The sequence below is a fragment of the Nitratireductor sp. ATLC21 genome (assembly GCF_057196525.1).
This window is the reverse complement of record NZ_JBXUOU010000001.1, coordinates 135,343-156,813: the sequence shown is the minus strand read 5'-3', so window position 1 is coordinate 156,813 and position 21,471 is coordinate 135,343. Positions and strand designations below refer to the sequence as shown.

Annotated in this window: 26 protein-coding genes; 14 read left to right on the top strand and 12 right to left on the bottom strand. The window is 61.2% G+C overall.

Going from position 1 to position 21,471, the window contains the following annotated elements; translation table 11 throughout:
- The first annotated feature begins 42 nt into the window (after window positions 1-42).
- The gene (locus tag AC2CHD_RS00780) at window positions 43-1,452 is read left to right on the top strand and encodes an MATE family efflux transporter (RefSeq protein ID WP_484552240.1); all 1,410 of its coding nucleotides are present in this window, start codon (window positions 43-45) and stop codon (window positions 1,450-1,452) included.
- Here AC2CHD_RS00780 and AC2CHD_RS00775 read toward each other — a convergent pair.
- On the bottom strand, window positions 1,418-1,906 hold the full coding sequence (locus tag AC2CHD_RS00775) for a hypothetical protein (protein WP_484552239.1): 489 nt from the start codon (window positions 1,904-1,906) through the stop codon (window positions 1,418-1,420). The genes AC2CHD_RS00780 and AC2CHD_RS00775 overlap by 35 nt on opposite strands.
- 233 nt (window positions 1,907-2,139) lie before the next feature.
- On the opposite strand from AC2CHD_RS00775, the gene AC2CHD_RS00770 reads away from it, so the two are divergent.
- Window positions 2,140-3,171: a DUF1176 domain-containing protein gene (locus AC2CHD_RS00770; protein WP_484552238.1), complete on the top strand. Its 1,032-nt coding sequence runs from the start codon at window positions 2,140-2,142 to the stop codon at window positions 3,169-3,171.
- A gap of 9 nt (window positions 3,172-3,180) precedes the next feature.
- Here the strand turns inward: AC2CHD_RS00770 and AC2CHD_RS00765 are convergent, their stop codons facing one another.
- The 7 genes from AC2CHD_RS00765 to AC2CHD_RS00735 form a co-directional block, all read right to left on the bottom strand.
- The gene (locus AC2CHD_RS00765) at window positions 3,181-4,065 is read right to left on the bottom strand and encodes an alpha/beta hydrolase (protein WP_484552237.1); all 885 of its coding nucleotides are present in this window, start codon (window positions 4,063-4,065) and stop codon (window positions 3,181-3,183) included.
- Entirely contained in the window at window positions 4,062-5,669 is a 1,608-nt protein-coding gene (locus tag AC2CHD_RS00760; RefSeq protein WP_484552236.1) for an NTP transferase domain-containing protein, read from the bottom strand. The genes AC2CHD_RS00765 and AC2CHD_RS00760 overlap by 4 nt, the downstream gene beginning before the upstream one ends.
- Window positions 5,666-6,370, bottom strand: a complete 705-nt coding sequence (locus AC2CHD_RS00755) for an XdhC family protein (protein WP_484552235.1) — start codon at window positions 6,368-6,370, stop codon at window positions 5,666-5,668. The genes AC2CHD_RS00760 and AC2CHD_RS00755 overlap by 4 nt, the downstream gene beginning before the upstream one ends.
- The gene (locus tag AC2CHD_RS00750) at window positions 6,370-6,708 is read right to left on the bottom strand and encodes an XdhC family protein (protein WP_484552234.1); all 339 of its coding nucleotides are present in this window, start codon (window positions 6,706-6,708) and stop codon (window positions 6,370-6,372) included. Before AC2CHD_RS00750 ends, AC2CHD_RS00755 begins: the two co-directional genes overlap by 1 nt.
- Window positions 6,701-7,963 carry a vWA domain-containing protein gene (locus tag AC2CHD_RS00745; protein ID WP_484552233.1) on the bottom strand — a complete coding sequence of 421 codons (1,263 nt, stop codon included), beginning with the start codon at window positions 7,961-7,963 and terminating at the stop codon, window positions 6,701-6,703. Before AC2CHD_RS00745 ends, AC2CHD_RS00750 begins: the two co-directional genes overlap by 8 nt.
- A complete protein-coding gene (locus AC2CHD_RS00740; RefSeq protein WP_484553176.1) occupies window positions 7,964-8,878 on the bottom strand; it encodes an AAA family ATPase in 915 nt (304 codons plus the stop codon).
- Window positions 8,879-8,940: 62 nt separating this feature from the next.
- A complete protein-coding gene (locus AC2CHD_RS00735; protein WP_459439916.1) occupies window positions 8,941-9,435 on the bottom strand; it encodes a flavin reductase in 495 nt (164 codons plus the stop codon).
- Between the two features lie 250 nt (window positions 9,436-9,685).
- Here AC2CHD_RS00735 and AC2CHD_RS00730 point away from each other — a divergent pair, with 250 nt between their 5' ends.
- The 5 genes from AC2CHD_RS00730 to purB all read left to right on the top strand — a co-directional run bounded on the left by AC2CHD_RS00730 (window position 9,686) and on the right by purB (window position 14,418).
- Window positions 9,686-10,744, top strand: coding sequence for a branched-chain amino acid ABC transporter substrate-binding protein (locus tag AC2CHD_RS00730; RefSeq protein ID WP_484552232.1), 1,059 nt, complete (start codon window positions 9,686-9,688; stop codon window positions 10,742-10,744).
- Window positions 10,744-11,757 carry a P1 family peptidase gene (locus AC2CHD_RS00725; protein ID WP_484553175.1) on the top strand — a complete coding sequence of 338 codons (1,014 nt, stop codon included), beginning with the start codon at window positions 10,744-10,746 and terminating at the stop codon, window positions 11,755-11,757. Before AC2CHD_RS00730 ends, AC2CHD_RS00725 begins: the two co-directional genes overlap by 1 nt.
- 30 nt (window positions 11,758-11,787) lie before the next feature.
- Entirely contained in the window at window positions 11,788-12,513 is a 726-nt protein-coding gene (locus AC2CHD_RS00720; RefSeq protein WP_484552231.1) for a DUF2259 domain-containing protein, read from the top strand.
- Between the two features lie 38 nt (window positions 12,514-12,551).
- A complete protein-coding gene (locus AC2CHD_RS00715; protein ID WP_484552230.1) occupies window positions 12,552-13,049 on the top strand; it encodes a hypothetical protein in 498 nt (165 codons plus the stop codon).
- Between the two features lie 61 nt (window positions 13,050-13,110).
- Window positions 13,111-14,418 carry an adenylosuccinate lyase gene (gene purB, locus AC2CHD_RS00710; RefSeq protein WP_484553174.1) on the top strand — a complete coding sequence of 436 codons (1,308 nt, stop codon included), beginning with the start codon at window positions 13,111-13,113 and terminating at the stop codon, window positions 14,416-14,418.
- Between the two features lie 345 nt (window positions 14,419-14,763).
- Here the strand turns inward: purB and AC2CHD_RS00705 are convergent, their stop codons facing one another.
- Window positions 14,764-15,573, bottom strand: a complete 810-nt coding sequence (locus AC2CHD_RS00705; protein ID WP_484552229.1) for a VOC family protein — start codon at window positions 15,571-15,573, stop codon at window positions 14,764-14,766.
- A gap of 220 nt (window positions 15,574-15,793) precedes the next feature.
- Here AC2CHD_RS00705 and AC2CHD_RS00700 point away from each other — a divergent pair, with 220 nt between their 5' ends.
- Window positions 15,794-16,342: an RBBP9/YdeN family alpha/beta hydrolase gene (locus AC2CHD_RS00700; RefSeq protein ID WP_229448062.1), complete on the top strand. Its 549-nt coding sequence runs from the start codon at window positions 15,794-15,796 to the stop codon at window positions 16,340-16,342.
- Window positions 16,343-16,348: 6 nt separating this feature from the next.
- Here the strand turns inward: AC2CHD_RS00700 and AC2CHD_RS00695 are convergent, their stop codons facing one another.
- The gene (locus AC2CHD_RS00695; protein WP_484552228.1) at window positions 16,349-17,131 is read right to left on the bottom strand and encodes an HpcH/HpaI aldolase family protein; all 783 of its coding nucleotides are present in this window, start codon (window positions 17,129-17,131) and stop codon (window positions 16,349-16,351) included.
- 5 nt (window positions 17,132-17,136) lie between these two features.
- Complete coding sequence (locus AC2CHD_RS00690; RefSeq protein ID WP_229447072.1) at window positions 17,137-17,460, bottom strand: DUF1476 domain-containing protein; 324 nt, start codon at window positions 17,458-17,460, stop codon at window positions 17,137-17,139.
- Between the two features lie 271 nt (window positions 17,461-17,731).
- Here AC2CHD_RS00690 and purC point away from each other — a divergent pair, with 271 nt between their 5' ends.
- From purC to AC2CHD_RS00660, 6 genes are all read left to right on the top strand, one after another.
- Window positions 17,732-18,520, top strand: coding sequence for a phosphoribosylaminoimidazolesuccinocarboxamide synthase (gene purC, locus AC2CHD_RS00685; RefSeq protein WP_223020479.1), 789 nt, complete (start codon window positions 17,732-17,734; stop codon window positions 18,518-18,520).
- A 30-nt stretch (window positions 18,521-18,550) separates the two neighbouring features.
- Window positions 18,551-18,793 carry a phosphoribosylformylglycinamidine synthase subunit PurS gene (gene purS / locus AC2CHD_RS00680; RefSeq protein ID WP_223020478.1) on the top strand — a complete coding sequence of 81 codons (243 nt, stop codon included), beginning with the start codon at window positions 18,551-18,553 and terminating at the stop codon, window positions 18,791-18,793.
- 20 nt (window positions 18,794-18,813) lie between these two features.
- The gene (locus AC2CHD_RS00675) at window positions 18,814-19,089 is read left to right on the top strand and encodes a hypothetical protein (RefSeq protein ID WP_229447073.1); all 276 of its coding nucleotides are present in this window, start codon (window positions 18,814-18,816) and stop codon (window positions 19,087-19,089) included.
- Window positions 19,086-19,754, top strand: a complete 669-nt coding sequence (purQ, locus tag AC2CHD_RS00670; protein ID WP_484552227.1) for a phosphoribosylformylglycinamidine synthase subunit PurQ — start codon at window positions 19,086-19,088, stop codon at window positions 19,752-19,754. The genes AC2CHD_RS00675 and purQ overlap by 4 nt, the downstream gene beginning before the upstream one ends.
- Window positions 19,754-20,194, top strand: a complete 441-nt coding sequence (locus AC2CHD_RS00665; RefSeq protein ID WP_484552226.1) for a hypothetical protein — start codon at window positions 19,754-19,756, stop codon at window positions 20,192-20,194. Before purQ ends, AC2CHD_RS00665 begins: the two co-directional genes overlap by 1 nt.
- A 256-nt stretch (window positions 20,195-20,450) precedes the next feature.
- Entirely contained in the window at window positions 20,451-21,089 is a 639-nt protein-coding gene (locus tag AC2CHD_RS00660) for a Pr6Pr family membrane protein (protein WP_484552225.1), read from the top strand.
- A gap of 117 nt (window positions 21,090-21,206) precedes the next feature.
- Here AC2CHD_RS00660 and AC2CHD_RS00655 read toward each other — a convergent pair whose 3' ends face one another.
- Window positions 21,207-21,434, bottom strand: a complete 228-nt coding sequence (locus tag AC2CHD_RS00655) for a DUF1127 domain-containing protein (RefSeq protein ID WP_229447077.1) — start codon at window positions 21,432-21,434, stop codon at window positions 21,207-21,209.
- Window positions 21,435-21,471 lie beyond the last annotated feature (37 nt).

Genomic DNA, 21,471 nt, shown 5'->3' with positions numbered 1-21,471 from the left:
GGCAGGCGTTGAATGCTCCGCCCGCCACAAGGGGTAGACAACATGACGGCCATCGCTCCCGGCGTCCGCGCGCCGGCCAATCCGTGGACCGCCGAAGCGCGGGCGATGCTGGCGCTTTCTTGGCCGATGGTGCTCACCAATCTGGCGCAGATCGCCATGACAACGACCGACGTCATGATGATGGGGCGTTTGGGCCCGGATGCCCTGGCAGCCGGGACACTCGGGTACAATCTCTATTTCGCGCCGTTGATCTTCGGTCTTGGTCTGCTGTTGGCCACCTCCCCCATGATGGCGAGCGCGCTTGGACGCAAGCTTCATTCGGTGCGAGACGTGCGGCGCACGGTCCGGCAGGGGCTTTGGCTTGCAATCGCGGTCTCCGTCCCGATTTGGCTCCTGCTCTGGCAGTCCGAGCGGGTGCTTCTGTGGATGGGACAGGAGCCAGACCTCGCTGCAGTGGCTGGCAGCTATGTGCGTGCGCTTCAATGGGCGGCTTTGCCGTTTTTCGGCTATATCGTGCTGCGCTCGTTCATTTCGGCGCTGGAGCGACCCGGATGGGCGCTTACCATCATGTTCATCATGGTCGCCTTCAACGTGCTGGCCAACTGGTGTTTGATGTTCGGCAATCTCGGTTTTCCGGCACTTGGCGTGCCCGGATCCGGCATCGCCACCACGCTTTCAAGTCTTTTGATGTTTCTCGGTCTCGCGCTGGTCGTTTCCATCGAACGCCAGTTCCGCCGCTACCAGCTTTTTGGTCGCTTCTGGCGTTCCGACTGGCCGCGCTTCTTCGAACTGATCCGCCTCGGCCTGCCAATTGCGGGAGCGATGACGTTCGAGGTCACGATCTTCAATGCCGCCGCTCTTCTGATGGGCCTCATCAGTGCGCCCGCATTGGCCGCCCACGCCATTGCGATCCAGATTTCCTCCATCACATTCATGGTGCCCATGGGCCTTGCGCAGGCGGCAACCGTTCGCGTTGGCCGGGCGTTCGGTGCGCAGAACCGCGATGCGATCACCCGCGCCGGCTGGACCGCGTTCGTCATGGGAGTTGGCTTCATGGCGTTGATGGCCGTTATCATGGTCACGCTTCCAAAACCGCTTATCGGCGCGTTCCTCGACCTCGATTTGCCCGAGAATGCAGAGGTCATCGCCCTTGCCGTCACCTTCCTGGCCTTTGCGGGTCTGTTCCAGATTTTTGACGGAGCACAGGCGCTCGCCGCTGGCATGCTGCGCGGGCTGCACGACACGAAAGTGCCGATGATCTACTCGCTTCTGGGCTATTGGGGGCTTGGCATGACGTCGAGCGTGGTCCTTGCCTTTGTCCTCGGCATGGACGGGCCCGGCATCTGGATCGGCCTCGTAAGCGGCCTCGCCATCGTTTCAGTCCTGCTTTATGGGCGCTGGTTGCGGCGCGAGCGCCTCATGCCCTGGCTTCACCAGCCCCGCGCGGCTTGAATTTGCCGCGTTTGGCTTCATCAATCAGCATATTCGCCACCTGCATGCGCATCATGGCATTCGCCCGCAGGTGAGCAGGCACACGGTCGGGGTGATTGCGAAAGGCGAATTCCCGCCGCAACCGATCAAGGAGTTTGGGCTCGATGGCCTGGCTCAGACCGAGTTCACGGGCGATATCGTCTGGGTCAGTGGTCAACGGCGGTGACGGAGGCGCTTCGGCAGCCTTGCTAGCAGCCTTGCTCCTTGGCTCGACCGGCTCCGCCATCCGGTGCTCGTCATACTCGACCTGCGCGAGCCGGTCGGTAAAGTTGATGCGTCCGGAATGGAGCTCTTCGGCCACGGAAAGATAGTCGAGTGAATTGAGGCTCGCAGGCACGCCGCCCGCATGCTCATCATCCTCGCTGATCAGTTCATCAAGCAATGCCGCAAAATCGCGGCCTCTCCCGATGGCCATGTCGCATCTCCCGCCGGTGCGAGAGCTCCCATCATCCAATCCGCACCGAACGCACCCATAGCGAGGGGCGGTTAAGAAATGCCCCTCTGTTTCATTCTATTTGAAACAACACCAAAATGCACGACGCGCCGCTACAGGCGATCACAATCTGAGCAATGTTCAAACGCTAATATCGGTGCGAATCGATGTTTCCCGCGTTACCCTGCAGGCCGTTTCGAGCCGAGGAGGCCCTGATGAAACCCGCTTTCGCCGCCATCGCATTCCTTGCTGCGTTGCAAACATCCGTCCTTGCACAGGACGAACCCTATCTGGACGACCGCTCGACGCCGCAAACCTTGTTGAAATCCCTTTACAACGCCGTCAACCGCAAGGAATACGCCCGCGCCTACGACTATTTCGCAACGCCGCCGGCCGATACGCTCGAAGCCTATCAACAAGGCTATGCCGACACTGAACATGTCGAGCTTGCAACGGGAACAGCCACCTCCGAGGGCGCTGCCGGCAGCATTGTCTATTCACTGCCCGTGGCGATCCGTGCGCAGGCAAGCGGTGGCGACGAACGGGTTTTTGCGGGTTGCTATACGCTGCGCCTGTCCAACCCGTTGATCCAGGGAACACCTTACAATCCGCTTCATATCGAAAAGGCGGAAATGAAACCCGCTACCGGCGAACTCGCCAGCGTTCTGCCGCCCAGCTGCGGTGATGGCGCTCCGGATGAAACCGACGCCATGTTGGCCAGCGCAACGGCACTCTTCAAGTCTGTTTATGGCGCCAGCTGCCCCCAGGCATTCGAACAGAAACGCGACGATCAGGTGGAAAGCTACACGATCGCCTTCAACTACTCGCACGAAAGCCTCGACACACCGAAACACGAGGCCAAGCTCTTCCGATTCTATTGCGGTAGTGGCGCGTATAATGAGATTCACGCTTATATTCTGGCCGATGAGGCCGGTGCGCTCACCCCTCTGCAATTTGCCGCGCCCGAAACGAGCGTACAGTATCAAGATGATGATCCCGAGGGGAAAGTGGAGGACATCCGGACGATCGGTTATACTGCCGACAACACGCTTGTGAACTCGTCTTATGATGCCGATACGCTGACGCTCACCAGTTACAACAAATGGCGCGGTGTCGGCGACGCCTTCTCGTCAGGCACCTGGATCTTCCGCGAGGGCACCTTCACGCTCGTGCGCTATGATGTCGATGCGTCCTATGACGGCGAACAGGATCCCATCACCATTCTCGACTATCATACAGGCCCCTGACACGTCGCGTCATTGCTGAGCAAGCATCCAGTTCAGCGTCTCGCGCCAATCGGTCATGCGGATCGGCGTGCCATGGGTGCCGGTCTCAAACCGCACGAAGCGGGCAGGATAACCCTTTGCCGAAGCGCGGATCTTGCGAAAGAACGCCTCCTGCCGCTCCACCGGAAACACGCGGTCATTGCTGCCGTGACCGAAGAACACCGGCACGCGGGCTGCAAAAGCCGGGCTCTTGAGAAACGCCTCATGCCACAGGGAGCCGAGCAGCAGCAGCCCGCCAAGCCGATCCACCATCGTTTCATCTTCCGCGAGCCACCAGCACTGCACGCCCCCCATCGAACCGCAGGCGACAAACACGGGCGCGCCCGGCGAAGCCGCCGCATAATGAGAAATCAGCGCCGCGATCTGTTGTTTCCCACGCGTCTCGAAATCCGCAACATCAGGCGACAGATAAAGCCCGCCGCTCCTCACCATCAGGTTCTTGATGCGGTTGAAATTGCCACCGAAGGTGAAATCGTTCACACCCTGCCGGCGATTGCCGCCCTGCCCGTGCAGGTAGATCACGATCGCGCTCGCCCCGCGGGTCTTGCCCACGGCAAAGAAACGCAGCGTGCCCGCCTCCGTCTTCATTGCGAGTTCCTGCTGCGCACTGCGCACGCCTGTGGAAATGTATCGCCCCTCCACCCGCCGTTCCGGCACGGCATCGCGAGCATTGATGTCGCGCATCTCCTGATAATCGACAACGCGGTAGGCGCCGCCATCGCTGGATGACAGAACCGCGGGATAGGCGAAAAGCCGGTCCTTGTGCGAAGCAAGTTCAAGCGCCTTCACCGACGCTACCGAAACAAACAGGAAAAGAACAGGAAACCAGAACCTTGGCCTGAAAAGAAAACTCATCGATCGAACGTCCCGCCCGCCTTTTCGAGCGCCTCCGGCGTGTCCACGTCGAGATGCGCCGCACCGCCGATCTCCACATCGAACACCGGGACCAGCCCCTGCTCCACCACATGCCTTGCGCCCGTATCACCTTCAAGCCGCGCCACTTCGGCAAAGAGCACGCGCGGAAGGATCACGGGATTGCCGCGTTTGCCATTGTGGGTTGCCCGAACCACGGAATTGCCGCCCGCCTTCACAAAGGCATCCACGAGCCTGTTGAGATCGTCGCAACCAACCTGCGGCATGTCCGCCAGCATGATCAGCGCACCAGAAGCCTCTTCCGGGAGCGCCGCAATTCCGGCCTTCAGAGAAGTGGAAAGCCCGTCCGCATAGGCATGGTTGATCGCAAAGCCCAGTCCGAGACCTTGAAGCGCTGCCTGCACAGGCTCCGCGTCATGCCCAAGCACGGCCACGGCTGCGCCCACACGCGCCTTGGCCAATGCCGCTCCCGTCCGCCGCACCAGCGGCACATCGTCAAATTTGGCGAGAAGCTTGTTGCGCTCCCCCATCCGGCGCGATTGGCCGGCCGCCAGCAAAACACCCCAAACCAGGGGGTCGTCCGCGTCGCGCTTTCCCTCGCGCGGCTGCGGCCGCGTCGGTATTTCGGCGAGCAGACCGCCGACGCCCATCCCGGCAATATCGGCAGAAGAAACGGCGAGCCCCGCCATCAGCCGGTCAAGCACCCAGTCAAAACCATTTGTCTTGGGGCTGCGCGCGCAGCCGGGCGCGCCGATGACCGGCTTGCCGTCAATCGTGCCCAGCACCAGAAGATTGCCGGGATCAACCGGCATGCCGACCCGCTCCACCGCGCCGCCCGCCTTGCGGATGGCGGAAGGGATCACGTCATCCGCATCGCACACCGCCGATGCGCCAAAGACGAGCAGCATGTCGCTTTCATCCTTGAGCGCATCGAGCGCGCGCGCAACCGCTTCGGTCTCATGCGCCGGTCGCAGCTCGCGCGTCACGCGGCTTCCCGAACGCGCCAGCCGCTCACGCGTGATCCGTGCAGTCTTGCCGAGCACGCTGTCTTTCAGGCTGGGCAATGCGGTCTGCACCACACCGACAGAATGCGCGCGGAATGGCGCCAGGCGGAACACGTCCTCTCGGATCACAGCCAATGCCTCATCCACCCTGCCAGAGCCAACAGCAAAGGGGATGATCTTCACCGTCGCCACCATCTGCCCTTCGCCGACCGGGCTATAATCTGGCAGCGTGGCAAGCGTGACGGCCGGGTCCACGGCATTCAACCGGTCCACAGCTTCCTTGTCGACAATGAAGAGACCTGCCTTTTCAGCATAAAAGTTCACCCGCCCCGTGGAGGGAGGCCGCGCGGCAATTCCGTCGACGGCAAGCCGTTTCGCAAGCCGTTCCGCCGCTTGATCCTCGTCCAGATCTCCGGGCTCCAGCTTTGCCGCAATCACGGTCGAGACACCTTCGGCCCGCAAAAGTGCAATGTCTTGTGCCGTAAGCCGGTGCGCCTTGCGCAGCCGCATGCTGCCGGCCAGCGTCGCATGGGCAAGAACCGCTCCCTCGGCATCTTCAACGCAAAGCGGCCCGAACTTCACGACGGGAGCCCCCCACCATCGAGCCCGCGCGTCCGCAGCGCCCGGATCACCGAGCCAAGCACCGCCACGGCGATCTCTGCCGGCGTCGCTGCGCCGATATCGAGCCCTATGGGTGCATCGATCCGCTCCAGCGCCTGCCCTGCCACGCCGGCATCCTTCAGCCTCTCCACGCGCTTGGCATGGGTCTTCCGGCTGCCCAGCGCCCCGATGTAAAAACACTCAGCGTCAAAAGCTGCCTTCAAGGCAGGGTCGTCGATCTTCGGATCATGGGTCAGGGCTGCCAGCGCCGTATAGGCATCGAGCGGCTGGCGCGCCAGCGCTTCATCCGGCCATTCGGCGTGAAGCGCCACGTCGGGAAACCGCTCCGGCGAGGCGAAGGCGGTGCGCGGGTCGATGATTGTCAGATCGAAGCCGGCGATCTTCGCCATCGGCGCCAGCGCCTGGCTGATATGCACCGCCCCGATCACCACGAGACGCGGTGCGGGCAGATGCACGTTGAGGAAAAATTGCCGCCCGTCGACCTCCGCCACACCGGATTTTCCGGAGCGAAAGGCACGCGCCACGGCCTCCCCCAGAACTCCTGCCACCGTGTCGCCCTCGCCGATCACACGGTCGCGTCCGTCGCCCAGATCCGTCAGCAGGATCGCAGCCTTGCGGTCGCGCCGCAGCGCGTTCAGTTTTTTGAGCGAATGCGGATCCACTAGCCAAGCCTCTCCACATAAACCCGGATGCGCCCGCCGCAGGAGAGCCCCACCTCCCAGGCGGTCTCGTCGGCCACACCGAATTCCAGCATGCGCGGCTTGCCCTCAGCGAGCACGTCAGCGGCCTCGGCCACCACCGCGCCCTCGACACAGCCACCCGACACGGATCCTTCGAAATTGCCGTCCGTGTCGATCACCAGATGGCTCCCCACAGGCCGGGGTGCAGATCCCCAGGTCTCGACCACGGTGGCAATCGCCACATCGCGGCCGGCCTTCATCCATTCCTCCGCGATCATCAGCGGATCGCGCGCATGGTCCTTATGCACAAGATCAGACATTGGCGTTTCTCCCGCCTTTCATATGGGCACGCTGAAACTGCCGTGCCAAGTCCCCGCCGCTCGCCGGTGCCGTCAGCGCGGCCACCAGATCGTCCAGCGCATCGAGCGAGTGGACGGGCCGCAGTTCGTCCACATGCGGCAGCATGGCGCGCATGCCGCGTGCGCGCGGCTCGAACCCCTTGAAACCCAGCAACGGGTTCAGCCAGATCAGTCGCCGGCATGATTTCGAAAGCCGCTCCATCTCGCGTGACAGAACCTCGATATGGTCGCGCTCCAGCCCGTCGGTGATCAAAAGCACGATGGCGCCCTGCCCCAGAACCCGGCGCGACCACAGCCGGTTGAAATCGCCCAGCACCGTGCCGATCCGCGTGCCGCCCGACCAGTCGCGCACGGTTCCTGAAGCCTCGTCCATCGCCTCATCGGGATCGCGACGGCTGAGCGCACGCGTGATGTTGGTCAGCCGCGTGCCGAAGGTGAAACTGTGAACGCGCCGACGCTTCTCCGTCAGCGCGTGGAGAAAATGCAGGAAAATGCGCGAATACTGGCTCATCGAGCCCGAAATATCGACCAACGCCACCAGCGGCGGCGCGATCTCGCGTGGTGAACGGAATCTTGGCAGGATCAGGTCACCGCCCGTGCGCAGGCTCGACCGCAGCATGGCATGGGGATCGATCCGCACACCATGGGGATCCGGTCTGAAGCGGCGCGTCGCGATCTTGTCGAACGGCAATGTGAGATCACGCATGGCAAGGCGCGCCTCGGCCAGTTCAGCCGCCGACATCTGCGCAAAATCCTTGCCACGCAGCACCTCCATTGCCGTGAAGGAAAGGCGCGCATCGAGCTCGAATTCCGGGCGTTTCTGGATGATCCCGCGCCGTTCCTCATCGAGCGCATCTTCGGCACGGCGGTCGCCGGCGCGCTTCTTCTCGCGCAGCACTTCCGCCTCCTCGCCGTCCTCGCCATCGTCCGCGTCGTCACGATCCTCGCGCCGCACCCAGTAAAGGCGGAACACCGCGTCGAACACCGCATGGTCCTCGCGCCGCGAAATCATGGTCGAATGCAGGGTCCAGTAAAAATCCTCGCGCTTCTCGATGCCGACCGAAAGCACCGCGCGCACCGCATCCATCACCGCCGCAGGCCCGATCCTGAGGCCGGCGCGGCGCAGCATGCGGGCAAAGCCGACAATGCGGTTTGCCAGCCGCGCGCCCTCCGGCTCAACCGAAGCCGATTTCTGCGTTACCGGGGCGGCGGCCATTCAGCCGACCCTCACCTCTTCCAGAACCTGCACGCCCTCGCCCTCTTCCATGCGCGCAATGTCGTCCTGGTATTTCAGGAGAACGCCCATCGTGTCAGATACGCTTTCGGCGTCCAGCGCCTCCTTGCCAAGTGCCGTCAGCGCCGTGGCCCAGTCGATGGTTTCGGCAACACCAGGCGCCTTGAAGAGATCGAGCTCGCGCAGTTTCTGCACGAACACCACGATTTGTTTTGCCAGCGTCGCATTGGCGTTCGGCACCTTCTTGGCCAAGATGTCGAGCTCGCGCTGCGCGTCGGGATAATCGACCCAGTGATAGAGGCAGCGCCGTTTCAGCGCGTCGTGAATCTCGCGTGTGCGGTTGGTGGTGATGACGACAATCGGCGGTTCGGCAGCCTTGATCGTGCCCAGTTCCGGCACACTCACCTGAAAGTCGGACAACACTTCCAGCAGATAGGCCTCGAAGGCTTCGTCAGCCCGATCCAGCTCGTCGATCAGAAAGATCGGTGGTCCATCCACACTGCTTTCCAGCGCCTCCAGCACCGGGCGGCGGATAAGATACTTTTCGGAGAAAACACCGCTTTCCATTTCCGCGCGGTCATGAACGCCTGCCGCTTCGGCCATGCGGATCTCAATCATCTGGGCGGCGTAGTTCCACTCATAGACGGCAGAAGAGACATCGAGCCCTTCATAACATTGCAGCCGGATGAGTTTGCGGCCGAGCCGGTTGGCCAGTACCTTGGCGATCTCGGTCTTGCCCACACCCGCCTCGCCTTCCAGAAACAGCGGCCGCTGCATCGTCAGGCTGAGATAGAGCACCGTGGCAAGTGAACGGTCAGCCACATAGCCACCCTCAGTCAGCAGCTCCAGTGTTTCATCGATCGATTGCGGCAGGCCGCGTGTGCTCGGTTGGGCCATCATTCCCCCAGTTTTCCTGCCCCCAGTTTTCGCGCCCCCAGTTTTCGCGAAAGCGTGCAAGGTTACAACACCCGGTAACCCCGTTCATGGTAGAGGAGCGGGCTCGATTTGTCGCCGATACTGAGGCCTGCGACCTGGCCGAAATAAACCCGATGCGTGCCAAGCTCCACCGTCTTCACCACGTGGCAGTCGAACACCGCCAGAGCATCTGGAAGCGTGGGAGCGCCGGTGGCAATGGTTTCCCAACGGGCCAGCGCAAAACGCTCTTCGGGCGAAAGTCCGGTCAGCCCCGAGAATGCGTTCGAGAGCTCCTGATGCTCCGCTGCCAGCGTGTTGAGCGCAAAAACGCCGTTCTTCACGAAACTGTCATTGTTGGGGTTTTCGCGGTTGAGGCACACCAGCACCGTGGGTGGATTGTCCGAAACCGAACAGGCCGCGATGGCTGTGACGCCGCGCTTGCCTGCCGGCCCATCCGTGGTGACCACATGAACGGCACCGGCAAAACGGGCCATGGCATCGCGATAGTGGCGCGGTTCGATCTCGTTGGTCTTCAGCACAATCAACTCTTTTCAACTCTTGGGCGCGATATAGGATATTCCCAAGCCTTACCAAGGCATACCGAAACCCGACAGTGCAAAATCAGAAAAAGCGGTACGCCAACCCAACACGCCAAGCAGACGCATATTGCCGCAAGTGCTTTATGGCACAGTTATTTACCAGTTCAGCAGCTTTGCGGTTAATGTCTGGTGCCGACGGGCTGATTCCCATGTTACTGCGTGACCGTTAAACGGGTAACTGAACCACGATATGCGTTGCTTGGTCTTTTTCATCTTTTGCAGCTTCGCTGCCATCAGCCAGCCTGCCGCTCATGCGCAGGAGCCGGTTGTCGGGCTGGCCGCACCTTTGACCGAGAACTTCGAGCTGCTTGGGCAGCAGCTGCGCGATGGAGCACGCGTGGCGGCTCAATCGATGGGTGCGCGGATTGTCGAGGCCGATACGCAGTGCAGCACCGAAGGTGGGGAGGCCGCCGCCCGCTCACTCATCGATCAGAACGTATCGGTGGTGGTGGGCTTTCTGTGCACAGACGCCATCGACGCAGCGCTCCCTCTCTTCGCGAAAGCGGAGATTCCAGTCATCACCCCCGGGGTGCGCACTGCAACCCTGACCGATCAGCGTGAACGTACCGGCTGGCCCGTTTTTCGTACAGCGCCGCGCGCTGATGCGGAGCGCGATGCGGTCACCCGGCTTCTCCTGCCCCGCTGGCGCGATGCCTTTTTCGCCATTGTGGATGATGGAACCATCTATGGGCGCGAACTGGCGGAGAACCTCCGCGCGTCTGCCGAGCTGCAGGAACTCAAGCCCGTCTTCATCGACACGTTCCGCCCGCAACTCGACAATCAGATTGCACTGGCAGGGCGCCTGAAACGCTCGGGCGCCACCCACGTATTCGTGGGCGGCGATCGCAGTGACATTGCCATTCTCGCGCGCGACGCGGCAGGCATGGATTACCAGCTCGTCATCGCTGGTGGCGAAGCGTTGCGCGCAGAAGAAAGCACCATACCTCTTGCCGACGGAACACTGATGGTCGGCCTGCCGCGTTGGGCCGACATCGCCACTGAGAGCGCCAAAAGCGCGCTGGACGACGCCGGCATTGTGCCCGACGGTTACGTTCTACCTGCCTTCGCAGCCACCGAACTTGCCATTTCCGCGTTGCGTGCGGGGACCGACGCCATCTCGACGACACTCCAATCCGGCACATTTCAAACAGCGCTCGGCCCATATTCCTTCGATGAGAAAGGCGATCTCGAACAGCCCTTGTACCAGCTGTTCCGCTTCGACGGGCAGGCCTTCAAGGCGGTTGAATGATGTGGCGCAAGGGACCGCGGAACCTGATTACGGATGTCGCAGGCCTCACGGTCGGCAATCACACCGACCAGCGCGTGAGGTCGGGGGTCACAGCAGTTCTGTGCGAAACGCCGGCGACTGCCGGTGTGCAGGTTCTCGGCGGCGCGCCGGGCACCCGCGAAACCGACGCGCTGGAGCCACACAATCTGGTCGACGGGGTCGATGCCATCACGCTGTCAGGCGGCTCCGCTTTTGGCATTGATGCTGCGGCCGGCGTTCAGGCGGCGCTGCGCGAAATGGGCCGGGGTTTCGAAATTCTGGGCTTTCGCGTGCCCATAGTGCCCGGCGCCATCCTGTTCGATCTTCCCAATGGCGGCAACAAGGACTGGGGTCGCTTTTCCCCCTATCGGGATTTCGGCTTTTCCGCCGCCATGTCCGCATCGCAGGACTTCGAGATCGGCACGGCAGGTGCCGGCACAGGCGCCACCACGGCGACGCTGAAGGGCGGGCTCGGCTCGGCATCCACCGTGCTCGAAAACGGCATCACCGTCGGTGCGCTCGTTGCGGTGAATGCGGTTGGTTCGGTCACTCTCGGCAACACACGGCATTTCTGGGCCGCCCCTTTTGAGATCGGCGACGAGTTTGGCGGCCTCGGTCTGCCTCACCCAATGCCGCCGAATGCTTCCAGCGTCACCACAAAAATGCGCACGGCCGCGCGCGGCAACACCACGATTGCCGTCATTGCCACCGATGCAAAGCTCGACAAACCGGCTGCAAAGCGTCTTGCCATCGCCGCTCATGACGGTTTCGCGCGCGCCATCTGGCCGGCGCACACGCCGGTCGATGGCGATCTGGTCTTCGCGTTGTCGACCGGCCGCAACGAAACACCGCTTGATCTCGAAGCAGTGATCGATCTCAACGCCGCCGCCGCCGCAACCATGGCCCGCGCCATTGCCCGGGGGGTGTTTGCCGCCAAACCGGCTGAAGGTGATATATTTCCCACTTGGGCGAACACATCTGTCATAGGGCAGTGAGACGAGCATTCAGCCGAAAGGAATGTCATCATGAAACAGTTTCTCATGGCACTGTGCGCCGCCGCACTTCTCGCCGCTTCACCCGCGGCTCATGCAGGAGACACGCCCTCGGTCGAGGTTCTCGGCTTTTCAGCCGACGGTTCCACATTCGCCTTTGAGGAATTCGGTGTGCAGGACGGGTCCGGCTTCGCTTACGCCAATCGCTATTACATCAATACCGCCCATGACAGTTTCCTGCCCGGCACACCCATCCGCGTGACCCTTGAGCAGGACGGGGCCAGTATTTCCGAGGCCCGCGCTGAAGCCAGAACACAGTCTCAAACTGTCATTGCAGACAGCGAGCTTGCAGAAAATCTCGGTTTTACCGCCGGCTGGAACGCTGTGACGGAACAGTCAGCTGATCCCTTCCGCATGGCTGTCAATCCCCGCCCGGTCTTTCCCGCGATCGACAGTCCCCTCGAATTCCGCCTGACTGAACTTCCCATGCCGGACGGTGCGGAGTGCTATGGGTTCGGCGAGCCAGCAGGCTTTCGCCTCACACGTATTGCCACACAGGCCGGGGCGGAAACCGTTCTTGTGCATGAAGACAGCGCGATTCCGCAGAGCCGCGGCTGCCCTCTCGGCTATAGGATCAGCGGCATCCAGACTTTCTATCCGCAGGGTGGCACACCGGTCTTCGCGGTGATCATTGCCGTACGCAAAGTGGGCTTTGAAGGGCCCGACCATCGATTTATCGCCGTTACAGGTCGGCTTTGAACGTTGATGTCGGACGGCGGCAGAGACGTGGTTTTTTCGTGAGGCGGTGTTTTGCCAGCCTGCGGCAGGCGCTGCCATCGCTCACACAGGCGTTGACAGGCGCGCTCTTTTGGGGCGCGCTCATGGGCCTCAACATGCTCGTTTTTCTGTGGGCGCGCGGATGGCAGACACTGCCGCAAGTGCTGGTGCTGACATCGATCTTTGCGCTGGGTGGGGCACTGGCCTTTCCCGTCGGGCACACACTTCAGGCGCTTGTTGCGCGCAGGTCCGGGCCCGAGACGCGCTTTGCTGCAGCCTTTGTTTGCTTCGCTCTCGCCACCATCGGCATCACGGCCGCGCTCTATGCACTGCAGTATCGTGCATACTACGCTCAGTGGCACGGCGATCCCCTGTCGGTCCGGTGGATACTGCATTTCATTTTCACCACGGCGGGTGCCGTCTATCAATTCGCCGTCATCGGGCTCCGGGCCTATTTTCCCTGGGGATTGGCCGCGCTTTTCGCCCTCTCCTGCATCTATGCCGCCAGGCCGCGTTGAGGAAAACGTCAAGCTCTGCTAGTCAGGCGCCGACCCCACTTTCATGGAAGGCAAGGCACGCATGATCCCGCGCTATTCGCGGCCGGAAATGGCTGCAATCTGGTCGCCCGAGACCAAGTTCCGCATCTGGTTCGAAATCGAGGCTCACGCCGCAGACGCAATGGCGGAGCTCGGCATCGTGCCGAAGGAAGCCGCCAAGACCATCTGGGACAAGGCCGGCAACGCCACGTTCGACATCGACCGCATCGACGAGATCGAGCGCGAGACGAAGCACGACGTCATCGCCTTCCTGACGCACCTGGCAGAGATCGTCGGGCCCGAGGCCCGCTTCGTCCACCAGGGCATGACCTCCTCCGACGTGCTCGACACCTGCCTCAGCGTCCAGCTCGTGCGCGCCACCGACATCCTGCTCGACGATCTCGACAAGCTTCTCGCGGCGTTGAAGAAACGTGCCTTCGAGCACAAAGACACGGTCACCATCGGTCGCAGCCACGGCATCCATGCCGAGCCGACCACCTTCGGTGTCAAGCTGGCGCAGGCCTATGCCGAGTTCGAGCGCTGCCGCACCCGCCTCCTCAATGCGCGTGAGGAAATCGCCACCTGCGCCATTTCCGGCGCCGTCGGCACTTTCGCCAACATCGACCCGAGCGTCGAAGCACACGTGGCGGAGAAGATGGGGCTGAAGCCGGAGCCGGTCTCCACACAGGTCATCCCGCGTGATCGGCATGCCATGTATTTCGCCACGCTCGCCGTGATCGCTTCCTCCATTGAGCGCCTCTCGGTGGAAGTGCGCCACCTGCAGCGTACCGAGGTTCTGGAAGCCGAAGAGTATTTCTCGCCGGGCCAGAAGGGCTCGTCGGCCATGCCGCACAAGCGCAACCCGGTTCTGTCGGAAAACCTGACCGGTCTTGCCCGCATGGTGCGCGCCTATGCCATGCCTGCCATGGAAAACGTGGCACTCTGGCACGAGCGCGACATCTCGCACTCCTCCGTCGAGCGCATGATCGGCCCGGATGCCACCGTCACGCTCGATTTCGCGCTCATGCGCTTGACCGGCATGATGGAAAAGCTGGTGGTCTATCCCGAGGCGATGGACAAGAACCTCAACAAGTTCCGTGGCCTCGTCCATTCGCAGCGCGTGCTTCTGGCGCTCACCCAGGCAGGCGTGTCGCGCGAGGATGCCTACCGGCTGGTGCAGCGCAACGCCATGAAGGTCTGGGAACAGGGTGCCGATTTCCTTGAGGAGCTTCTGGGCGACAAGGATGTGCGTGCGGCTCTCTCGGAAGACGAGATCCGCGAAAAATTCGATCTCGGCTACCACACCAAGCATGTGGACACGATCTTCGAGCGCGTTTTCGGCGAAAGCTGATCTCTGCCCCTTAAATGCAAAAACGCCGGCGCATCACCCGATGCGCCGGCGTTTTTTTGTCTGGAGCAATTCCGGAAAACTGGGAACGCTTCAGGCAGATGATGGCTTCCTTCTCCCCGCGTGCGGGGAGAAGGTCCCGGCAGGGGGATGAGGGGCCGACGCCGCGCATGAAAATTTTGCCGTATTGTGGGTTCGCAGAACTTCGCGCCCGCCCCTCATCCTCACCTTCTCCCCGCAAGCGGGGAGAAGGGGGCCTCGAAGTCGGCGTCTGAAGCAGTTCCGGGAAAAGCGGGAACCGGTTCTCCGCGTTTCAGCGAAAGCGGAATGGTCCGGAACCGCGCCACATCAGTTTGACGGTGCGACCCGGATCACCGTGCCCCACGGGTCGGCGAATTCCTTCTCCGCCGTCGCATTCCTGCTCTTCAGCTCCAGCCAGGAAAGTCCGGTGCGGTTTGGATTGCGCTGGCCCGCGCCGGCACTGCGCCAGCTGTTCGCGCCGATATGGTGGTGATAGCCGCCCGTCGCCAGAAACACCGCCTGCGATCCGTAGCGCGTCATCGTGTCGAAGCCCTGCGCCTCGTGCCACCAGGTTTCCGCCGTCTTCGGATCGCCCACCCGCAGATGCACATGGCCGATGACGGTGTTTTCCGGCGCGCCCTGCCAGCCTTCGTCGCCATCCGCCAGGGTGGACAACAGGCTTGAGAAATCAAGCCGCTCGGTCGCCATCGCAATGCCGTCCTCGTTTCTCGCCCAGCTTTCAGGAGCACGGTCGGCATAGATCTCAATGCCATTGCCCTCCGGGTCCGAAAGATAAATCGCTTCACTCACCAGATGGTCCGAAGCACCTTCAAGCCGCATGTTCCTGTCGCGCGCAAACAGTGCCCAGCGCGCCAGATCAGCCCGCTCCGGCAAAAGGAATGCCGTGTGGAATAGCCCTGCCTCGCGCGGATTATCCGGTTCGGCAGAGCGATCCTCGACGATCTCCACAAGCGTGCGACCGCCGACGCCCAGAGCAATCGCACCATCGTCGCTTTCCATTTCCTCAAGGCCCAGGATATCCGCATAAAATGCGGCCAACATCCGCGCATCGCGTGCTTTCAGGCCCACGCGGCCGATGCTCACCGGGGTGGTTGCGGCGAAGGGAAACCCATTCATGGCAAAATCTCCATTAAAGTGGCAGCCGGCCATTTCCGCGGGCCACCTCGCGTTTGCCTGAAACTGGCGTGTCATCCTCCCATGCACAAGCATGTGTCGGGAGAACACTTCGTTCACAGTTTCAATGCCAATAAAAAGCAACCGTTCGATGCAGATCAAAATCGTGCTTCCAACCGGCGAACGCTTGCATGCAACCGATACGATGGCTACATGGCCGGCCATGAAAGCTTCCGACGCAGACATCCTCATCATCCCCGGATACACCAATTCGGGACCCGATCATTGGCAGACGCGGTGGCAGTCTCGTCTCTCCACGGCGCGGCGTGTCGAACAGGAAGCCTGGTCGAAGCCGGTGCGCGAAGACTGGGTCGCCAATGTCGCAAAAGCCGTCAATGAAGCGGAGAAGCCGGTTGTTCTGGTCGCACATTCGCTGGGTGTGGCCACCGCGGTGCAGGCGATTCCGGAATTCAGAAAACCCGTCGCCGGCGCCTTTTTTGTTGCCCCGCCGGACGTCGCCAACAGCAGGATCAGACCGAAACACCTGATGACCTTCGGTCCCTATCCGCGCGACCCGCTGCCCTTCCCGTCAATCACCATCGCCAGCCGAAACGACCATTTCTGTGCGTTTGACGTCGCAGAAGATATTGCAGCCGCGTGGGGGTCGCTGTTTCTGGATGCAGGCGAATCCGGCCATATCAACGCCGAGTCGGGCTTCGGCCCGTGGCCTGAGGGCTCCATGACCTTTGCCAAGTTCCTCCAGCAGCTTTGATCGCTCTCAATCCTGAATGGAATCCCGCGCGGCCTGGAGCATAGCCGGAGCGCCCTGAGCCATATATGTCGCTTCTGATCCCATGGCGAACAGCCTGAATCCCATGGCGTAGAACCGCCCGACAAGGCGTGGATCGACCACATAGATGGCCGCGTGTTTGCCGAGAGCCCGCGCCTTTTGAGCGATAGACGCAATCGCAGGCATCATTTCTTCAAGCGCCGGATCCACGGTCTTGCCGTTCGACCACGCGATGGAAAAATCCGAGGGGCCAACCAGCACACCGTCGATGCCGTCCACAGCCAGAATGTCGTCGAGCGCGGCAAGTGCCTGCCGGGTCTCTATCATGGCAAAGGCGACCGTGCCGGTATTGGCTGTTTCCAGCCACGTCTGCCCGTCGAAAGCGCCTTCACGCGGCATGGCGAAACTTGGCCCCCAGGACCGCAGTCCGACGGGCGGGTATTTCGTCGCGGCCGCGAAGGCGCGGGCGTCCTCAAGTGAGTTCACCATCGGGGCGATCACAGCCTCTGCGCCCATATCGAGCGCGCGACTTGCCATGTCGAAACGCCCCACGGGGATCCGCACCAGAGAATGTTTGTGATGCGAGCGGATGGCACTGATTCCACGCAGCACGCTGTCTTCGTGATGCCCCCCATGCTGCATATCCAGTGTCACCGCGCCGAAGTCCAGTCCGGCGACGAGCTCGACGGTTAGCGAATCGGGGATGGCCGACCAGGCGGAGAAAACGCTCTCTCCTGCCTGCAGCCGGGTGGCCAGGGAGGGAACCGGCAAGCGCCTTACTCGCCGCTCTTGATTTGCTCGAGCGCAGTGGCGAGCAATTCGTCCATTGTACGGCGAATCTGATGATCCGATTGCTGAACCCCTGCCGCATCGAAATCCTTGCGAACCTTCCGGAACACATCGTCGTCCCCGGCTTCTTCGAAATCCGAGTTCATGACCTCGCGCGCATAGGCATCTGCCTCATCACCGCTCTTGCCCAGCTTTTCAGCGGCCCACAGGCCGAGCAGCTTGTTGCGGCGTGCCATCGCTTTGAACTTCTGGGTCTCGTCGTGAACAAACTTGTTCTCGAACGCGTCTTCACGATCTTTCATATTGGCCATCTCGCAATTCCTCCGGCTCGGGCATCGTGTGGCGATGCGGAAACATCTGGTTGAGAAGCAGAAACCAGATGCCCCGTCCCGGGTCAATACGCTCGTTTGGCGCATCCGTTCTTTGCCGGCGGGACACAAACTCGTTGGCTATCACAAATGGCAATTGTGGTATGAGTGGGTTTGCGCTAGAGACCGCGTGAAACGATGCATCCATGAAACTGCCGCATTGCGGAACTTCCGCGCGAAGTTTCCCTGTCTAGGCAACGGACCAGGAAAAGCCATGAACCGTCGTCGCCGCATTTATGAGGGCAAGGCCAAGATTCTTTATGAAGGCCCCGAGCCCGGCACCTTGATCCAATTCTTCAAGGACGACGCCACCGCCTTTAACAAGAAGAAGCACGAGATTGTCGATGGCAAGGGCGTGCTCAACAACCGGATCTCGGAGTACATTTTCGAGCATCTGAACCGAATCGGCATCCCGACCCACTTCATTCGCCGCCTCAACATGCGTGAGCAGCTGATCAAGGAAGTGGAGATCATTCCGCTTGAAATCGTCGTGCGCAATGTGGCAGCCGGCTCGCTCGCCAAGCGTCTGGGCATCGAGGAAGGCACGGTGCTGCCCCGTTCGATCATCGAGTTCTACTATAAGGCCGATGCGCTGGACGATCCCATGGTCTCCGAAGAGCACATCACGGCCTTCGGTTGGGCCAGCCCCCAGGAGATCGACGACATGATGGCGCTCGCCATCCGCGTCAACGACTTCCTGACCGGCCTCTTCCTTGGCGTCGGCATCCAGCTCGTCGACTTCAAGATGGAGTGCGGGCGTTTGTGGGAAAACGAGATGATGCGTGTGATCGTGGCGGATGAGATTTCGCCCGATTCCTGCCGCCTGTGGGACACCACCACGCAAGACAAGATGGACAAGGACCGTTTCCGCCGCGATATGGGCGGGCTGGTCGAGGCCTATCAGGAAGTCGCACGCCGTCTCGGCATCATGAACGAGAACGAACCGCCGCGCGGCAATGGCCCGGTCCTCGTATCCTCCAAAGACAACAAGACGCGCCACTAGGCCGTTTCAGGACATGCAGGGAGCAGCAAAGTGATCAAGGCCCGCGTCACCGTGACGTTGAAGAACGGCGTTCTGGACCCGCAGGGAAAGGCCATCGAAGGCGCGCTCGACGCGCTCGGTTTTTCCGGTGTCGGTTCGGTGCGCCAGGGCAAGGTCTTCGATCTGGAGCTCGAGGGTTCCGACAAGGCCAAGGCCGAGAGCGACCTCAATGCCATGTGCGAAAAGCTTCTGGCGAACACAGTGATTGAGGACTACACTGTCTCTGTTACCTGAGGTTGTGGAGAAAGACTGTCATGGGCGACGTCACCAACGAGCTGCTTTATGAAGTTCTCAAGAGCATGCAGGGTCGCCTGGACAAACTTGAAGCCGGTCAATCGGAGATCCGTCAGGAGCTAATCTCCATCCGGGGGCATATGATTGCGATCCAGCAGGATACCCACAACATCTACGGTATGCTTGGTCGTCATGATGATCGCCTCGAACGCATAGAACGCCGCCTCGAGCTCCGCGAATTGGCCCAAGGCCCTCAGAAACCGTACGATCCCAGCCCAAGCGATCAGAACCCATGAAATCAGCCATCATCCAGCTTCCCGGCCTCAATCGCGACCGCGACATGATTGCCGCGCTTACCAGGATTTCCGGAAAAGCGCCGATCACCGTCTGGCAGACGGAGACCGAGCTTCCCGATGTCGACCTGGTGGTCATTCCCGGCGGCTTCTCCTATGGCGACTATCTGCGCTGTGGCGCAATCGCCGCGCGCATGCCGGTCATGCAGGCCGTGGCCGAGAAGGCTCGCAAGGGCGTTCTCGTCATGGGCGTGTGCAACGGGTTTCAGGTTCTGCTTGAGATGGGCCTCCTGCCCGGCGCGCTCATGCGCAACGCCTCATTGAAATTCGTGTGCCGCGAGGTCAAGCTCGAAGTGACCAACGCCAACACCGCCTTCACGCGCGGCTATGCTCAGGGCCAGATCATTCGCTGCCCCGTTGCCCATCATGATGGCAATTATTTCGCCGATGATGAAACATTGAAACGGATCGAGGATGAAGGCCAGGTTGCGTTCCGCTATGCCGAAGGCACCAATCCCAATGGCTCTGTGAACGACATTGCCGGCATCGTCAGCGACAGCGGCAACGTGCTCGGCATGATGCCGCATCCCGAAAACCTCATCGAGGCCGCCCATGGTGGCGATGACGGTCGCGCGCTCTTTGCCGGCCTTCTTGGAAAGGCCGCCTGATGGGCTATGCCGGCCATTCCGGCTTAAACCTGCGACGCTTCGCTCGCTGTGCTACCGGCGCGGTGTCTATAACAGCGCTGCTTCTGTTGTCAGCATGCCAGACAGAACCTGTGGGTGGCGATCTCAACCTTGAGGTCGATGCGTCGACCCCTGTGGCCGCTCTGCAGAAGATCAACAGCATTGGTGCAAAGTGCTGGATGCGGTCGGGCGATCGCCGCTTCCGTGATCTCCATATGATTCCGGAGCTCGACACGCGCGTCGGGCGGCCACGGCTCCTGATCATGCGCAGCAAAAATCAACAGGGGCTGCCTTTGCTTGTCATCGAAGCAACAGGTTCTCCAACAACGATTTCGACCTACGGCCCCCTGGCGTCGTCACAGACCGGTGCAAGGATCAACGCTGATATCATGCGCTGGTCTGGTGGAGCGTCCGACTGCTGAGCAGCAAAATCGCTTGAGCGGAATTGACGTACCCCACTCCCACATGCATTCCCTTGGCGAAACGCATTCCCTTGGCGATATGGAATTGTTGCGGGGTATCGCGTCAGGACAATACGACCGGATCTTTTGCACAGCGTGGTCGTGCGTTGCCCTTTCGGAACCCGGCCCGTTCTCACGACAATTGCTTTAGGCCTAAACTTTAAATTTAGATTCTCGGACTAATGCAAGCCTGGCAACACGGCCCAGGGGAACCCGCATGACGAAAATCCTGAACATCGCCGGCCTCGTGGTCGGCTTGCTTGCTCTTGTCGTGCAATTCACCTTGACCATACCGGCTTCCATGGAAGCGGGTCGCAGCCTCATTGGCTCCATCATCTACTACTTCTCGTATTTCACGATCCTGACCAACATTCTGGTGGTTTTCGTCCACATGGCTGCTTTGTCCGGAGCTCCTCGCTTCTTCACACAAGCCTGGGTGCGTGCCGGCGTCGCGGTGGCAATTTCGGTGGTCAGTCTGGTCTACTGGCTGCTTCTGTCGGCGATCTGGCAGCCACAAGGCCTGTTCCTTGTGTGCGACATCGCGCTGCATTACGTCGCGCCGGCGCTCTATCTCGTCTGGTGGTTGGTGGCTGGTACGGATGGCAGTCTTTCCTGGCGCCACCTACCGCTTTGGCTCGCTTACCCGCTCCTCTATGTGATCTTTCTACTCGTGCGCGCGCCCATCGCGGGTGAGATCCCCTATTACTTTCTGGATGCACGGTTGAACGGATGGCCGAGTGTGCTCGTTTACTCTGCCGCCATTCTCGTCACATTTGCGTTTCTCGGACGCGTTGCCATGCTGGCGGATCGCCTTATAGCGAGCGGAAAACCCTCTCGCGCCAACGCCTCTGTCTAGAGACAGGCAGCACCAAAACCTTCATCAACCTCGCCCTCTTCTCGGCTATTGGAAAGGCGTTTCGATAGCTACCGGCGTGCTCACCCTTCACTCTCGAGGGACGCGAAAGCAGTCTGCTCAACTCCAGAACGATCTCAGCCCTTCGCGACGGGCCTCTTCCCGCGAGATGCCTATATCCCGCAATTGATCATCTGTAAGGTCGTACAAGGCCAGCCTGCTGCGACGTTTGCTGAGCGCGGCATTGATCCATTCCAGCGCGGAACGAAGCCCAACCCCATACATCCTCTTCGCGGGCCCAGGCGTCGCCGGCTCGCATCTTTTGCCGATTGTCTTGATTGCGTCCATTGTATCACTCCTCGTTTCATATTGGAGCGATTGAACC

Coding starts and splice junctions, on each gene's coding strand:
- AC2CHD_RS00780 (WP_484552240.1), top strand. CDS start 43: ATGACGGCCATCGCTCCCGGCGTCCGCGCGCCGGCCAATCCGTGGACC.
- AC2CHD_RS00775 (WP_484552239.1), bottom strand. CDS start 1,906: ATGGCCATCGGGAGAGGCCGCGATTTTGCGGCATTGCTTGATGAACTG.
- AC2CHD_RS00770 (WP_484552238.1), top strand. CDS start 2,140: ATGAAACCCGCTTTCGCCGCCATCGCATTCCTTGCTGCGTTGCAAACA.
- AC2CHD_RS00765 (WP_484552237.1), bottom strand. CDS start 4,065: ATGAGTTTTCTTTTCAGGCCAAGGTTCTGGTTTCCTGTTCTTTTCCTG.
- AC2CHD_RS00750 (WP_484552234.1), bottom strand. CDS start 6,708: ATGTCTGATCTTGTGCATAAGGACCATGCGCGCGATCCGCTGATGATC.
- AC2CHD_RS00745 (WP_484552233.1), bottom strand. CDS start 7,963: ATGGCCGCCGCCCCGGTAACGCAGAAATCGGCTTCGGTTGAGCCGGAG.
- AC2CHD_RS00740 (WP_484553176.1), bottom strand. CDS start 8,878: ATGGCCCAACCGAGCACACGCGGCCTGCCGCAATCGATCGATGAAACA.
- AC2CHD_RS00730 (WP_484552232.1), top strand. CDS start 9,686: ATGCGTTGCTTGGTCTTTTTCATCTTTTGCAGCTTCGCTGCCATCAGC.
- AC2CHD_RS00725 (WP_484553175.1), top strand. CDS start 10,744: ATGTGGCGCAAGGGACCGCGGAACCTGATTACGGATGTCGCAGGCCTC.
- AC2CHD_RS00720 (WP_484552231.1), top strand. CDS start 11,788: ATGAAACAGTTTCTCATGGCACTGTGCGCCGCCGCACTTCTCGCCGCT.
- purB (WP_484553174.1), top strand. CDS start 13,111: ATGATCCCGCGCTATTCGCGGCCGGAAATGGCTGCAATCTGGTCGCCC.
- AC2CHD_RS00705 (WP_484552229.1), bottom strand. CDS start 15,573: ATGAATGGGTTTCCCTTCGCCGCAACCACCCCGGTGAGCATCGGCCGC.
- AC2CHD_RS00700 (WP_229448062.1), top strand. CDS start 15,794: ATGAAAGCTTCCGACGCAGACATCCTCATCATCCCCGGATACACCAAT.
- AC2CHD_RS00690 (WP_229447072.1), bottom strand. CDS start 17,460: ATGGCCAATATGAAAGATCGTGAAGACGCGTTCGAGAACAAGTTTGTT.
- purC (WP_223020479.1), top strand. CDS start 17,732: ATGAACCGTCGTCGCCGCATTTATGAGGGCAAGGCCAAGATTCTTTAT.
- AC2CHD_RS00675 (WP_229447073.1), top strand. CDS start 18,814: ATGGGCGACGTCACCAACGAGCTGCTTTATGAAGTTCTCAAGAGCATG.
- purQ (WP_484552227.1), top strand. CDS start 19,086: ATGAAATCAGCCATCATCCAGCTTCCCGGCCTCAATCGCGACCGCGAC.
- AC2CHD_RS00665 (WP_484552226.1), top strand. CDS start 19,754: ATGGGCTATGCCGGCCATTCCGGCTTAAACCTGCGACGCTTCGCTCGC.
- AC2CHD_RS00660 (WP_484552225.1), top strand. CDS start 20,451: ATGACGAAAATCCTGAACATCGCCGGCCTCGTGGTCGGCTTGCTTGCT.
- AC2CHD_RS00655 (WP_229447077.1), bottom strand. CDS start 21,434: ATGGACGCAATCAAGACAATCGGCAAAAGATGCGAGCCGGCGACGCCT.